Source organism: Actinosynnema sp. NPDC050801 (assembly GCF_040673975.1).
GTDB lineage: Bacteria > Actinomycetota > Actinomycetes > Mycobacteriales > Pseudonocardiaceae > Actinosynnema.
Genome location: NZ_JBFAQZ010000024.1, coordinates 58,645 through 71,797 on the forward strand (window position 1 = coordinate 58,645; position 13,153 = coordinate 71,797).

Here is a 13,153-nt window from a genome sequence, read left to right on the forward strand (position 1 = left end):
GGGTTCACGTCCCCCTCGCCCAGCGGCGGTAGGCGTCGAGCCACTGCGTGCCTTCCAACGGTGGGGCAGGCAGCGGCAGGTCCAGGACGGGGATGCGCTGCTTCGACTTCCCGCGCACACAGACAGCCACGATCTGCTCGTCATCGGTGAGGTCCACACCCGTCACGGTCACGTCGACGCCCAGGACCACAGTCTGGAACGGCACGGCGAGGTGCTCCTCGAGCATGGCGTGGAAGCCCGTGACGCACTCGCTGTCGTTATAACAATCGACAGTTGCTTCCTCGATCAGCGCGTCCAGCGCCACCCGGTTCGATCGGCTCACGCCGCGAGATTCTCACATTCGGCGACGGGACTCCCACGAGGAGCGGCAACCGCGCGGGCCATGAGCACCGCTCACGATCATGGGGCCCATCCGGAGCGAACTTTCCTATGCTGCCGTCATGGCATATCGGGAGGTGCATGGGTGGTAACTGGTGGCGATGATTGAGCGATCAGCGGGTTCGGCCGTTGCGCCCGCCCGCGGGAGGAGATCGCATGCAGGACCCACCGGAGTCGATGGAGACCACCGGGCCTGAGGAGAACCGCCGGAGTGATACCACCGACTCACCTGTTGTGGACGATCCGACGTCCGACTCGAAGACGACGGTCCTGGTGGAGGTGCTCCCAGGGGTGGCTGTCGTCGCCGGTGAGGTCCCCCGGAGCTGAAGCCCGATTTGATCGACTTCGGGATCGTGCCGGCTGCCGACCGCAAGCAGATCTCAGCGATCCTCGCCTCGATAGGGAACGCGGCGACCGCGGTCGGCAATCTCGGAAACGCGTTCGCCGGCGTGCAGGGGCTCTACAGGATCGGCGGCACGACACAAGCCCTGCTGAACAACGGCGCGACGCTCGCCGTCAAGGACGGTGGGAACCTCGGAGCGGTAATGGCTCGCGGCCACATCGTGCATCAGGCCCGCTTCTACCCCATGACCGCGGTGAGCAAGGCACAGATCGCGGCCTCGGTCGGGCCGGCGCTGGCCATGGTCGCCCTCCAGATGATGCTGAGTGAGCTCTCGGGCCTCGTCAGGACCGGCCTCGCGGTGACGAATCAGGTCCTCACCACCATCCGCAAGGAACAGCGGGCCGAACTGACGGGGCTCGTCGCCGTCATCGATCGCGCGGTCGACCAGGCGCGAGAGATCGAGTTGTCCCGACGTCCTTGTGGGAGAACATCGCGGGCAGTGGAGCGCTGCTGCAGAAGCAGCTCGATCTCTACCAGGGGAACGTCCGCGACCACGTCAGGCAGATCGGTCGGGTCGAAGCACGCAGCCACCGCGAGTACCTGCAGACGAACGCCGAGGCGATTGCCTTCGACGTCCACGCGCTTCTGTCCTCCCTCAACGCATGGACCGGGTACCACGCGCTTCGCGCCGCAAGGGCGAGAGCCGCTGGACGCGAAGACGCTGCCGAGGCGCACTACGCCGAGGTCATCGCACGCGACACCCGCGCGGAGTTCGACTCCACCCTCACCGAGACGACGAACCTCGTCGACGCGCTGACGCGCGAGCTGCGGATCACCGCCGAGCTCCGCGCCCCCGACGCATGGCCGCTGCCGGGGATGCGGAAGGACGTCAAAGCAGCCCGCGAAGCCTCCGCCCGGCTTCTGGAGGCGATCGAGCCTCTTGCCGACACCCTCCACCCTCCGGTCTCTCCACTCGAGGCTCCAGGCGTCGTCTGCGCACCCGAATCGCTGGATCCACAGCCGTACCTTCGCATTCTGCGATGGCACTTCGAGGACGGTGAGACCCTCCGTGTCCTCGGCTTCCCCGACCAGCCCGATACCCTCGATCCCATTTCCGCGATGGTCGGCGGAGCGATGGAGATGTTGACCTCAGCGAAGGTTAAGGCTCCGACAAAGACACTGGTCGCCGTCACGGATCGCCGCATCATCACAGCGAAGACGAATGCATTCCTCGAGCAAGCCGAGATCCGCCAAGACATCCCGATCGACCAGGTGCGATACGTCCGAGCAACAACCACCCAGGACAAAAGCCCGCGCTTGGCGATCGACCTCATCACGCGCGATGAGAGCATCCGGTGGCTCTTCCACACCGACATCGACAACACTCAAGTGGATGCGCTCGCCGCAGTACTTGCCGAGTCGATGACGATCCCGAAAACTGAACGCGACGAACTCCAACGGCGCCGCTACCTCTCCATTGAGGCCGACGAGAAGAGCGAAAACCCCGGCACGACGTCTACCGAATGAACTGGATCCCAGGCCACGACCTGACCACCGCCCAGCAAATCATGGTGCGCAGTTCAGAACGCCAACCAAACCTAGTCCCGCCAGACGATCCACGTCGCAGTCACACCCGAGACAGACGAACCGCACCACATCAAGGAACTGCGCCCAACAACCGCCAGTGCATGCCAACTGCGGCGAAGTGCACCCAACAAGCTAGAGCCTCACTCTGCCAGCATGGTCCGGCCGTTTCCCTGACCAGCGCAAACAGCGAACCAGCATGTCAGCCGGTGCCGTTCACCGCCGTTCGAAGCCGTAGCACGCCGTTCAGCTCTTTCGCCTGCTCCAGATTTGCTCCACACACCGCGGTGTGAACGACGCCAACAGTGCCGATCTCAACCGCTGAACACACGGTCCCCACGAGCAGTGTGGAACTCGATCCGTGTCTGCAGCGCTGCCAACCGCTCCGACAACCACTCACCGCGCTCATGCCACGCTGCCGTCGTCACCTCGTCCGGAAAGCCAGAGCCCATGGGGTCATCCGGGTCGTAGACAGCTTGGAATTCGTCGTCCCAGGCATCGATAGCCGCGACGAGATCGGCAGGCACGTCGAAGTCGCCTGCCAGCCGCTCAGTCGAGTAGTTCGCCGGGATGGGATCGCCGTCCTTGCGCACCCACAGCGGGGCGGTGCCACACTCGGGTGCCAACCGGACCGAGATCACGCCGTTCATCGTCACCATCCTCGATAGTTCGCATTGGCCTCGGCACGCGGGTCGCGCCGCGCTCCATCGAACGGGCTGTCGGCCGCGCCAGCTGGCTCAGGGGAGTTTCGGATTCGTCGGCAAACCAGATCACGTCCTGACCCGAGCCGAGGATCTCTTACCCGCGGCCACACCTCGGCACGCCAGGCGGAGCGCACCTCTTCATCGGACTCGATCCCCCGGCCGGTTGGCACCTGCCGGGACCAGCCGATCTGCTCGAGCAGCCGCCACACCGCGTCCGGCGCGGCATAGATCCCTTGGACGCCCTCTGTCGCAGCCAGCCAACTGCTCCCGCCCTCGACGTTTCCACTCGGTCAGCACCCAGCACATCATCGCGCTTCCGATGAATTACAACCGTGCAATTCCGGCACTACTATCACACCACACATCTGCAATCAATAGAGCAAAAGAGGTAACCGCTTCCGAGGGCCGCCACACTCGGAAGTGAGCAATCTTGCGGACCAGGTGTCGCCCATTAGACGGATGCGCACGCCTGGCACCGAGTTTCAGACTGATCGTTATGGCCAAAGTAGGACGTAAACGCAGCGAAGCCGGGGAAGCGATCACAAGAAGACCGCAGGAACGCTCCAGAAACGACGACCTCTCGCAGCCGGAAGTAAAGCTTCTGCTACGTCGGATAACCAGTCAGGACAGGGTTCGCAGCGAAGCAACGCTACAGGCTGATATTCGACAGTTACTACTGACGGCAAATTTCGGTCTCACTGACCAGGATCTTGACGTCGACCTGGAGACAGCAGTAGGTGGCGGCAGAAGAATAGACATAGAAATTGGTTGCACAGTAATCGAAGTCAAGAGGAGTATTACTCGCCCCGCAGCAGTGAAGAACGCCGTGCAGCAGCTGACCGGATACGTGCGGGCACGAACCGAAAGTACCGGCCAACCTTACCTGGGCATTCTAACCGATGGCACCCGGTGGACGGCATACCACTTAGTGTCAGGGAATCTGATCGAAATCACCAGACACACTGTTACAGCAGCGCGACCGAGCGCTGTAGAATTTTTCATCTGGCTTGAAGGCGTGCTTGCCACTAGGAGAGGTATAACGCCAACGCCGTCCGAAATCGCACGCCGCCTCGGTGCCGACAGCTCGTCGCACGCAGTCGACCGCGCAGCCCTAGCTGCCTTGTACGCCGAACATGCACAGACCCCGACGGTAGCGATCAAAAGACAACTCTGGGCACAACTGCTCCGAAGTGCACTCGGCACCCAGTTCATCGATGACGATGATCTTTTCATCGAACACACCTTGCTGATGAATACCGCAGACGTGATTGCCCATCTAGTAGCAGGACTTGACGTACTTGATCTCGAACCCGCTACCATCCTCAGTGGCCAACGTTTTGATCGGGCGCAGATCCTCGGCGTCGTAGAACCGGACTTCTTCGACTGGACAATCGAGGTTCCTGGCGGTGGCCCTTTTATTCGAAGTTTAGCGCGTCGGGTAGCGAGGTTCGATTGGTCACAAGTCGAGCACGATATCCTCAAAATACTCTACGAGTCTATAATCGGACGTGATACACGCAAACGAATGGGCGAGTACTACACGCCCGATTGGCTGGCCGAACAAATTGTTGAAAGATGCGTTCAGCGACCTCTTCACCAACGCGTGCTAGATCCTGCTTGCGGTTCGGGAACTTTCCTGTTCCATGCCGTCCGGAAATATCTAACCGCAGCGGAACTACAGGGGATTCCGCTGGCAACGGCTCTCGCGAGCCTATCGTCGCAGGTTGTCGGGATCGATCTGCATCCAGTGGCAGTCGCCCTCGCGCGCGTGACCTACTTGCTAGCAATTGGACACGAACGTCTGACCAGTTCGGACCGAGGTCCGATCACAATTCCCGTCTACCTCGGAGATAGCATGCAGTGGCGCGAAAGGCTGGACCTGTTCACCGAGGAGCACCTGAAGATTAGCGCAGGCTACGGCGAGTCCCTATATGAAGATGTTCTGCGGTTCCCGGAGAAACTCCTGACCGATGCCGCACACTTTGATCGACTGGTGTCCGGGTTGGCCAGCCTTGCAGCCAAGCCACGTGATCCCGGCACCGTGCCATCGCTTACCGCACTTTTTCGACGACTCGCGGTTGCGCCGGAGGATCGGCGGATTATTACGGCGACTTTCGCTGTGATGTGTCGCCTGCACGACGAAGACCGTAACCATATCTGGAATTATTACATCAGGAATCTGGCTCGACCAGTTTGGCTGGCGATGCTGGACAACCGTGTCGATGTCCTTGTGGGCAACCCACCGTGGCTCTCGTACCGAAACATGCCTCCGGAAATGCAGACGCTCTTCCAGCAACTCTCCAAAGAGCGCGGCCTATGGCATGGCAAGCAAGTTGCAACACACCAGGATTTGTCGGCACTATTCGTTGCCCGCACTGTACAGCAGTACCTGAAGGTGGGTGGGACGTTCGGCTTCGTACTCCCCAACGCCGCGCTCGACCGTGACTACTTCGACGGGTTTCGTTCGGGCTGGTATAAGGATCCAGTAGAACCGACCGCTGTGGCATTCGATACGTCGTGGGATCTTCGCCGACTGCGTCCTCATTTCTTTCCGCGTGGAAGCTGCGTCGTATTAGGTCGTCGCACGAGCTATGCTCGTCGCAAGCCTCTGCCGATGGTCGCGCAGCACTGGTCTGGCACATTGCCTACTACTGGTGAATCCTGGCACACCGTCAAGGAGTATGTAACTCGCGTCGAGGGACGTCTCGCCGGAGGCCATGACGGATCGGTACGGTCACCCTACGCAACTCAGTTCACCCAAGGCGCCACCATAGTGCCCCGAGTGCTTTTTATGGTGGAAATTGATTCACCCGAAAAGCTCGGCCTGGGCAGTGCGCGAAAAGCCGTACACTCCATAACCAGCAGTTACGAAAAACTTCCGTGGCGCAACCTGCGACGCCTGAACGGGGTGGTTGAAACTGAATTCATTCGACCTGTACTACTGGGCGAGAATGTCGTACCCTTTCGAGTCCTTGACACTCGAATTGCGGTGCTCCCCATAATCGAACACTCATTAGCCGACAGTACTGACGACCGCATGGACTTCTACCCAGCCCTCTCTGAGTGGTGGCAGCAAGCGAACGAAATCTGGAAACGTCACAGAAGCAGTGATCGACTCACCTTGGCCGAACGTCTTGACTTCCGCCGAGGAGTGACTAATCAGTTGCCCGTAGCGAAGTTGCGCGTTGTGTACGGGAAATCAGGCATGCACGTGGTTGCGGCACTGGTGGACGATGCACTTTCGATCATAGATCACAAACTCTACTGGGGTTCCGTAGCCACACACGAGGAAGGTCTGTACATCTGCACAATATTGAACAGTCCGGTTGTCACCGAACTAGTGCGGCCTTTGATGTCCTACGGCAAGGACGAACGAGACATCGACAAGCACTTATGGCGATTGCCGATACCTCGGTACAATCCGGAAAGCGCCACCCATCGCAGACTCAGCGAGTTGGGTGCCGAGTTAACCGAAGAGGTAGCCTCGCTGCCGATGGTCGACAGCGGTTTCGTCGCCCTACGTCGACAGGTGCGAAGCTTTCTTGCCAACCACGCTACCGCGAGCGAAATCGACCGGTTGGTTCGCAAGCTACTCGCGTCATGACCGCAAAAGATATTGAGCCGAAAACGATCGTCTTCCTGTAGGTTGATCACTCGTAATCGAGGTCGAGGGTCCGCACCGATTGTCGCCCGCAGAGCGCGAGGTGCTGCGGTTGCGGGTGGTGGCCGCGTTGGAGGCTGGCCGGGTCGAGATGCCGCAGTGTGAATGACGGCAACGATGCCGGACTCAGCCGCCGAATACATGGTCGCCGCAGGCAGCGCGAAACGCGGTCCACACTCGCTGTCAACTGCTCGTCCAGCTCATGCCACGCCGTCGCCACCGCCTCGCCGAGGGAGGCACAAACGGATGGAAATAGAGCTTACTTGCGACTTTCGAAAGATCCACTGGTTCCGTCGGCTGAAGCCGCCATGGTGCCTGCCGGCCGATCGCAAGCTACATGACGGTACGCAGTGGATCATCGTCGTTGCGGTCGTACGACTGCTGCGCCTGTCACCAGGCCAGGGTGCCCAGGATCGCTTCCGTCGGTCGCCGGGCGATCGAGTGGAGTCGTCACCGTCAACAGCAGTGTCGACAGCCACGACGATGTCTGGTCCGGTGTGGCGCGGCCGATGCGTGGGTCTGTGCCAGCGGAGCGAGGCTCTGCATCCAGGTCAGCCGTCAGTCGGCCCGCGTGGCGTGCTGTTCATCGACGGCCTCTTGCTCGATGAGCTCCGCGATGTGGACCGTGTCGTCGACCAGATCGCGGTCAGCACTCTTCGTGGTCGCGGTGACATCGACCGTTTTCAGGTTGTGCTTCTCGCGCAGGAACCGCTCGCGGTAGAGATGTTCGGCGTCACTGGTCAGGTTGGACAGCAGCCGCGCGTTGAGTCCGGCGCCGATCGCTATGCCGAAGACCGGCACGGCCTGTCCGAGCTTCTGCTTCGTCAGCCGCATTGCGAATCGTTCATAGAACGCTTTGACGATCCGCGTGACGCCGTTCTTGTTCAGCTGGGCCCACGTCGCCCTGCGGGCGAGGTCGTTCACAATTTTGTTCAATTGGATGTAGGCGATGCTCTTGCCGGTCTGCTGGGCCATCCCGAAGTTGAGGACACCGAGCGCGAAAACCCTCTCCTGCGGCACCTCGGTGTCGTAGCCGTAGTACGCGGCGGTGTGGGCGATCGCCCTCGTCATCGCACCCAGCACGAGCACGGCATCGGCGGCCATCGCCGCGGCGACCGTGCCCGCACCGGGCGCTGCACCGGCGCCCGCGCCGAAGATACCACCGGCTGTCGCGAGCAACTCGCCGCCGGAGACCGCCAGGCCGGCCCCAGCGCCCTCGATCGTGCTGAAGGCCGTGTAGCTCAGCCCCAGCCGAGGCTTGGCCTTGTCGATGTCGCTCAGGTCGAGTTCGTGGATGTCGCTCAGCTCGCTGACAGCGTGGCCGCGCTTGGCATAGGCCGCGACGACCGCCTTGCGTCGCAGCGTTGCTTCGCTGGCCTTGTTCACCAAGGTCAGCAGTCCGTCGACCGAGTTGCGAACGATCGCGGCCATCTGTTCGGAGCCAGGCACCTGCTCGAACCTCCCCTTGGCGATCTGGCGCCCCTTGGCCAGGCGATCACGAACGCGCTGCGGTAACAGGTGGCGCTCGTCGGCTGCCAACCGCTCAGCGCGCCAGCGCTCGATGTCCTCCCACGCCGCACGCTCATACGGGTTCATCTGCTCGATGCTCACAGCCACCCCTTGGACGACATAGACCGCTCCGCGCGCCGCTGACGAACTCGTCGGAGCATGGTAAGCGGTTCCGCCGCCGACAGCGCCCTGCGTGGCAGTACTGGACTGCTTCGTGCACAGTCTCACCTTCGACGGTTCGCGTCCGCCTCTACCGTTGAATTCATTATCTATCCATTTATTCGGCCGTCGACTCGTCGACTGGTCTGCGCCAAAACCACACCCGGCGGTACGCGATCCGGTAACCTTCGCGTCTTCGGCAACGACATGCCCACCGCACGTGACATGTCGCCGGAGTAAGAGGAAGAGCCGCTCGTGGCCCTCGACAGCCCCAAGCTGCGCGAACTGCTGAAGAACGTCGCCGCAGCCAAAATCCAGTTGCCGGACTTCCAGCGTGAGTGGAAGTGGGACGACGAGCGCATCAGGGCGCTCATCGCGACGGTGACACTGGACTACCCGCTCGGTGTCGTCATGACCCTGGAAACAGGCGGTGCCGCCCAGTTCCGCGCCCGCACGCTCGCCGGTGTCGAGGGCGACGCCGGTGTCGTCCCCGATCTCCTGCTGCTGGACGGTCAGCAACGGCTGACCTCACTGGTCCAGGCCCTGTACCTGAACCGACCCGTGGCTACCGTAGACGCGCGTGACCGCAAGGTCGAGCGCTGGTACTACCTCGACATCGACAAGGCCATCGACCCGGAGGCCGATCGGGACGACGCGGTCGTCTCAGTGCCGGTCGATCGGATGCTAAGGGAGGACTTCGCACGTCGGGTGCGCCTCGACCTGAGCACGAGGGAGGACGAGTGCCGGGAGGGCTACTTCCCGCTCCACCTGGTGTTCGACGACGACGCGGTCAGCGCGTGGCAGAAGTCCTTCGTGAAGTTGGCTGATGTGAACTGGGACCGGTGGACGGCGTTCAACGCCCGGGTCCTCAACAACGTCCGCGAGTGCTTGATCCCGATGATCCGGCTCGACTCCACCACGCCGAACGAAGCGGTTTGCTCCGTGTTCGAGCGGGTCAACACCGGTGGTGTCGCGCTCAACGTCTTCGAACTGCTCACCGCCACGTACGCGGGTGATCGCAACCACGCGGAGGAGTACGGCACGGAGTACGGCCTCCCGGACGTCTGGCGCGGCACCAAGGAGAAGCTCGTCGGCCAGTACCCGGTGCTCGGCCAGGTGGAGAGCGGTCGTGACGAAGGGCTGACCAACGTCGACTTCCTCCAAGCGGTGAGCCTCGTGCTCTCCTTCGAGCGCAAGCAGGCGGGGAAGGCGAACTCGGTCGCCTGCAAGCGGCGTGACCTGCTCGCGCTCCCACTCGCGGACTTCCGGCGGTTGGAGCCCGTCCTGGCGGAGGCCTTCGCCTGGGTCGGGGAGTTCCTCGGCACCCAGGCGATCTTCACGATCAGGGACCTGCCCTACCGCACACAACTCGTGCCGCTGGCCGCGGTCAGGGCGCTGCTCGGGGACCGGGCCGATGAACCCGACGCGGTGGAGCGGCTCACCCGCTGGTTCTGGTGCGGGGTGCTCGGCGAGATGTACGGCGGGTCGGTGGAGAGCCGCTTCACCAGGGACGTCGAGCAACTCGTGGCGTGGATGAACGGTGACCCCGCGGAACCGGACACCGTCGTGGAGGCGGCGTTCCTCGCCGAGCGGCTCAACACCCTCACCACCCGCAACAGCGCCGCCTACAAGGGCCTCCAAGCGCTGATCATCAAGCAGGGCGCGGTGGACTGGCTCCACCCCGAGGAATCACAGATGACCGGACCGTTCGTCATCGGACAGGGTGTGGCGATCCGCCAAGTGTTCCCGGCGGGCTGGGTAACGAGGAACGGGCACCCCAAGGCGCGCGCCGACTCGATCGTGAACAAGACGCCCATGTCGCACCTCGCGAGTCGACGCATGACGGGAGCGCCGTCGACTTACGTCAGCGTGCTGGCCCGGGAGAGCGGGACACCCGACGAGTGGTTCGACGACATCCTCGGCACCCACCTGGTCGACCCCGTCGCACTCAGGGGCGATGACTTCACCACCTTCTACGCCGACCGCTACGAGCGCCTCCTGTCCCTGGTGGAGCGCACGATGGGCAAGCGGGTCGTCCGCCGGGCGGGTGAGACGGCGTGATCGATGGTTTCCGGGCGGTCGAGCCCGCGGCCTTGGTGAAGATGGTAGGGAAGACGATGCCGGCAGGGGAGTTCCTGAACCTGTTCGGCGTTCGGGTGCGCAACCACGACAACGTGGCGCGGATCAGCGAGTGCCTCGCGGAGGCGGAGGTGGGCACCATCCCGTCCTTCACCACCTGCGCCGGCACCGCCGAGCTCCACCTCGTCAAAGCCAAACCGACCGCCGTCTCCGCGGGACGGGACGAGGACGAGCTGTCCCCGACGGCGATGCCGCACCGCGCACTCCAGGTCGGTGACCTGCCCAGTGCGCGCAACGGGGTTGAGTCGGTGTCGTCGGACACCGATCTCGCCGCCGCGACCATGCTGATGAGGGTCAAGAACTACTCGCAGTTGCCGGTCATCAACGGCACGGCCGACCTGCGCGGGGTGCTCACCTGGAGCAGCATCGCCGTCAACCTGGAGACGGGGAAGCAACCGACGCTGAGCAGCGCGATGGTGAAGAACCCGGTGTCGGCCGAAGTGCACCACCAACTGCTCGCCCACCTTCCCTCCATCACCGAGCACGGGTACCTGCTCGTGCGGGCCAACGACGGGAAGTTCTGCGGCATCGTCACCTCCGCGGACGTCAGTGGCCACTTCGAAACCATGGCCAGGCCGTTCTTCCTCGTGGGCGACATCGAAGCGCGGCTGCGCAAGTGCCTCGCCGTCCTGGACGAGGAAGCCGTCAGGGCCGTCCAGAAGTGGAAGACCGGGAAGATCGCCGATCTGACCTTCGGCGAGTACAAGCGCCTCATCGACAACGAGGTCAATTGGAAGCGGATCGGGTGGACGGGGGTGCCGCGTGACCAGTTCGTGCACCGGCTGGACAGGGTGCGCGTGATTCGCAACGAGATCGCCCACTTCCGTCCACAGCCTCTCACCAGCGCCAACTTGGCCACCTTGGAGCAGTTCGCCGGACTGCTCAGGCAGTACGTTCCCTGACCTGCTCCGCGGGCTACCGGATCGCGCAGTCCGCCGCTCCTCGGCGTCGTGGTGGGAACAGCGGTTCCGCGGCCAAGTGGTGCTGCCAGAAGCACCGTCGGCCGATTCGTGGTGGAGAAGTGACAATCTCCTGCGGATAACTTCTCGGCCATCACAGTGGCCCGAACTCGTCCAATAACGATGTTCAGTCCAGTTCGCCCAATCCCTAATTTTGACACACCGAGCTGCCGGCGGGTGGATCGCCCGCCTACATCTCATCTTTGTCCGGACACCGCAGAGCCGAGTGGCGATCGCCAACGACACCGTGCTGTACGTCGCCACATTTGACAGGAGCTGCAACCATGACTGCCATGCCTCACGACGGCGACCACCGCGCCGCCTCAAAGATCTCCTTGTAATCAACTACTCAATGTCGACCTGGAGTTTTACCGCCTCGACTAGAGAGAAGTTCAAATAGCGCTCGCGACGCTCGAAATATTCAAATATTTCATTGGTCTTTGATGTATCTGGTGGACAGGCCGACGTAAGTTGCGCACGTCGTTGCATCACCGTTCCGGTCGGTAGAGTGCGCTTGGGGCAGGGGTAACGCCAGGACGCAGGGGGGCGATCAGCAGATCATGAGCACTATGCCCGCAGAGATTGGCCGCTACACGGTCGAGCGGGAACTCGGCTCAGGCGGCATGGGCGAGGTGTATCTGGCGTTCTCGCCAGCCGGTGACCCGGTGGCGGTGAAGCTGATCAGGGAGGACAGGCTCGACCCGGTCGCACGCAAGCGCTTCGAGCGGGAAGCCGAGATCGCCCGCACGATCGTCGGCACGAACCGAGTGGCCCGTTTCCTGGAGGCCGACCCGTTCGCCGACCGCCCGTGGCTGGCCATGGAGTACATCCCCGGACGGACACTGCAAGCCTATGTCGAGGCGTACTCACCGTTGTCGCCTGCTCTGACATCGAGCTTGGGTGCGTTGCTCGCCGAGGGACTGGCTTCCGTGCACGACGCCAACCTGCTGCACCGCGACCTGAAACCGCAGAACGTGATCATGGGCGCACATGGTCCGATGTTGATCGACTTCGGCCTCGGAGCGTTCCTGGACGCCGGTCACGACTCGCTGTCCCGCGGCGGCATCGTCATCGGCACGGTCCGGTGCATGTCACCTGAGCAGGCGGACGGGGACACCTCGCGGCTCACGACTGCCTCGGACGTGTACGGGCTGGGCGCGGTGCTGTTGTTCGCCGCCACCGGCCACTACCCATATGAGGGTGCGAGTTGGGGAGTGATCCACGCGCAGGTGGTCAATCCGGATCGGCAACCCGATCTGGACGGCTTGCCGCCCGTGTTGTATCCCCTGGTGTCGACGATGCTGGCACACGATCCGGCGGCACGGCCGACGCTCGACGAGGTCACTGACCACTGCACGCGGGTGATGGCGGATGCGTCCCTATCGCCAGCGATGGCTCGCCATGCGTTGATCGACCTGACGACCCGTGACGGGATGGCTGCCGCCCATGTGGCACCGTCGGCGTCGGTGGCACGGCGCCTGTACCAGGCTGCGGTCGACGGCAGCGGATCCGTTGAGGAGAAGGCCGGCAACGAAATCGAGTCGGTCGTCGCCGAGGCCGAGGTCGTGGCGGAGACTGGTAGGTCCAGCGAAGGCGTGCCGTCGACCCCGGTTCGCCGAACGAGGACGCCGGCATCGCGCAAGGTTGCCGACAACCTGCGGCAGCGGTACGCCATGCAGTCCGGCCTCTGACCTGTACAGGCAGCGGTGGCAGGACA

Annotated in this window: 9 protein-coding genes; 5 read left to right on the forward strand and 4 right to left on the reverse strand. The window is 62.9% G+C overall.

The window, feature by feature from the left end; translation table 11 throughout:
• Positions 1–4: 4 nt before the first annotated feature.
• Positions 5–322: a hypothetical protein gene (locus AB0K14_RS34610; RefSeq protein WP_360458765.1), complete on the reverse strand. Its 318-nt coding sequence runs from the start codon at positions 320–322 to the stop codon at positions 5–7.
• Between the two features lie 876 nt (positions 323–1,198).
• Here AB0K14_RS34610 and AB0K14_RS34615 point away from each other — a divergent pair.
• Positions 1,199–2,248, forward strand: coding sequence for a hypothetical protein (locus AB0K14_RS34615; RefSeq protein ID WP_360458768.1), 1,050 nt, complete (start codon positions 1,199–1,201; stop codon positions 2,246–2,248).
• A 371-nt stretch (positions 2,249–2,619) separates the two neighbouring features.
• On the opposite strand, the gene AB0K14_RS34620 is transcribed toward AB0K14_RS34615, so the two are convergent.
• Together AB0K14_RS34620 and AB0K14_RS34625 are read right to left on the reverse strand one after the other, a co-directional pair.
• Positions 2,620–2,955 (reverse strand): hypothetical protein, encoded by a 336-nt coding sequence (locus AB0K14_RS34620; RefSeq protein ID WP_360458771.1) that lies wholly within the window; start codon positions 2,953–2,955, stop codon positions 2,620–2,622.
• 2 nt (positions 2,956–2,957) lie between these two features.
• Positions 2,958–3,218, reverse strand: a complete 261-nt coding sequence (locus tag AB0K14_RS34625; protein ID WP_360458773.1) for a hypothetical protein — start codon at positions 3,216–3,218, stop codon at positions 2,958–2,960.
• A gap of 287 nt (positions 3,219–3,505) precedes the next feature.
• On the opposite strand from AB0K14_RS34625, the gene AB0K14_RS34630 reads away from it, so the two are divergent.
• Positions 3,506–6,613: an N-6 DNA methylase gene (locus AB0K14_RS34630; RefSeq protein WP_360458775.1), complete on the forward strand. Its 3,108-nt coding sequence runs from the start codon at positions 3,506–3,508 to the stop codon at positions 6,611–6,613.
• Between the two features lie 615 nt (positions 6,614–7,228).
• On the opposite strand, the gene AB0K14_RS34635 is transcribed toward AB0K14_RS34630, so the two are convergent.
• Complete coding sequence (locus AB0K14_RS34635) at positions 7,229–8,281, reverse strand: EcsC family protein (protein WP_360458777.1); 1,053 nt, start codon at positions 8,279–8,281, stop codon at positions 7,229–7,231.
• Positions 8,282–8,593: 312 nt separating this feature from the next.
• On the opposite strand from AB0K14_RS34635, the gene AB0K14_RS34640 reads away from it, so the two are divergent.
• From AB0K14_RS34640 to AB0K14_RS34650, 3 genes are all read left to right on the forward strand, one after another.
• Positions 8,594–10,399 (forward strand): DUF262 domain-containing protein, encoded by a 1,806-nt coding sequence (locus tag AB0K14_RS34640; protein ID WP_360458779.1) that lies wholly within the window; start codon positions 8,594–8,596, stop codon positions 10,397–10,399.
• Positions 10,396–11,379 (forward strand): CBS domain-containing protein, encoded by a 984-nt coding sequence (locus AB0K14_RS34645; RefSeq protein ID WP_360458781.1) that lies wholly within the window; start codon positions 10,396–10,398, stop codon positions 11,377–11,379. Before AB0K14_RS34640 ends, AB0K14_RS34645 begins: the two co-directional genes overlap by 4 nt.
• Before the next feature lie 626 nt (positions 11,380–12,005).
• Positions 12,006–13,127 (forward strand): serine/threonine-protein kinase, encoded by a 1,122-nt coding sequence (locus tag AB0K14_RS34650; protein WP_360458783.1) that lies wholly within the window; start codon positions 12,006–12,008, stop codon positions 13,125–13,127.
• Positions 13,128–13,153: the final 26 nt, after the last annotated feature.

Excerpts from the sequence above, each read along its gene's own strand:
- AB0K14_RS34620 (WP_360458771.1), bottom strand. The coding sequence starts at position 2,955 with ATGAACGGCGTGATCTCGGTCCGGTTGGCACCCGAGTGTGGCACCGCC.
- AB0K14_RS34630 (WP_360458775.1), top strand. The coding sequence starts at position 3,506 with ATGGCCAAAGTAGGACGTAAACGCAGCGAAGCCGGGGAAGCGATCACA.
- AB0K14_RS34650 (WP_360458783.1), top strand. The coding sequence starts at position 12,006 with ATGCCCGCAGAGATTGGCCGCTACACGGTCGAGCGGGAACTCGGCTCA.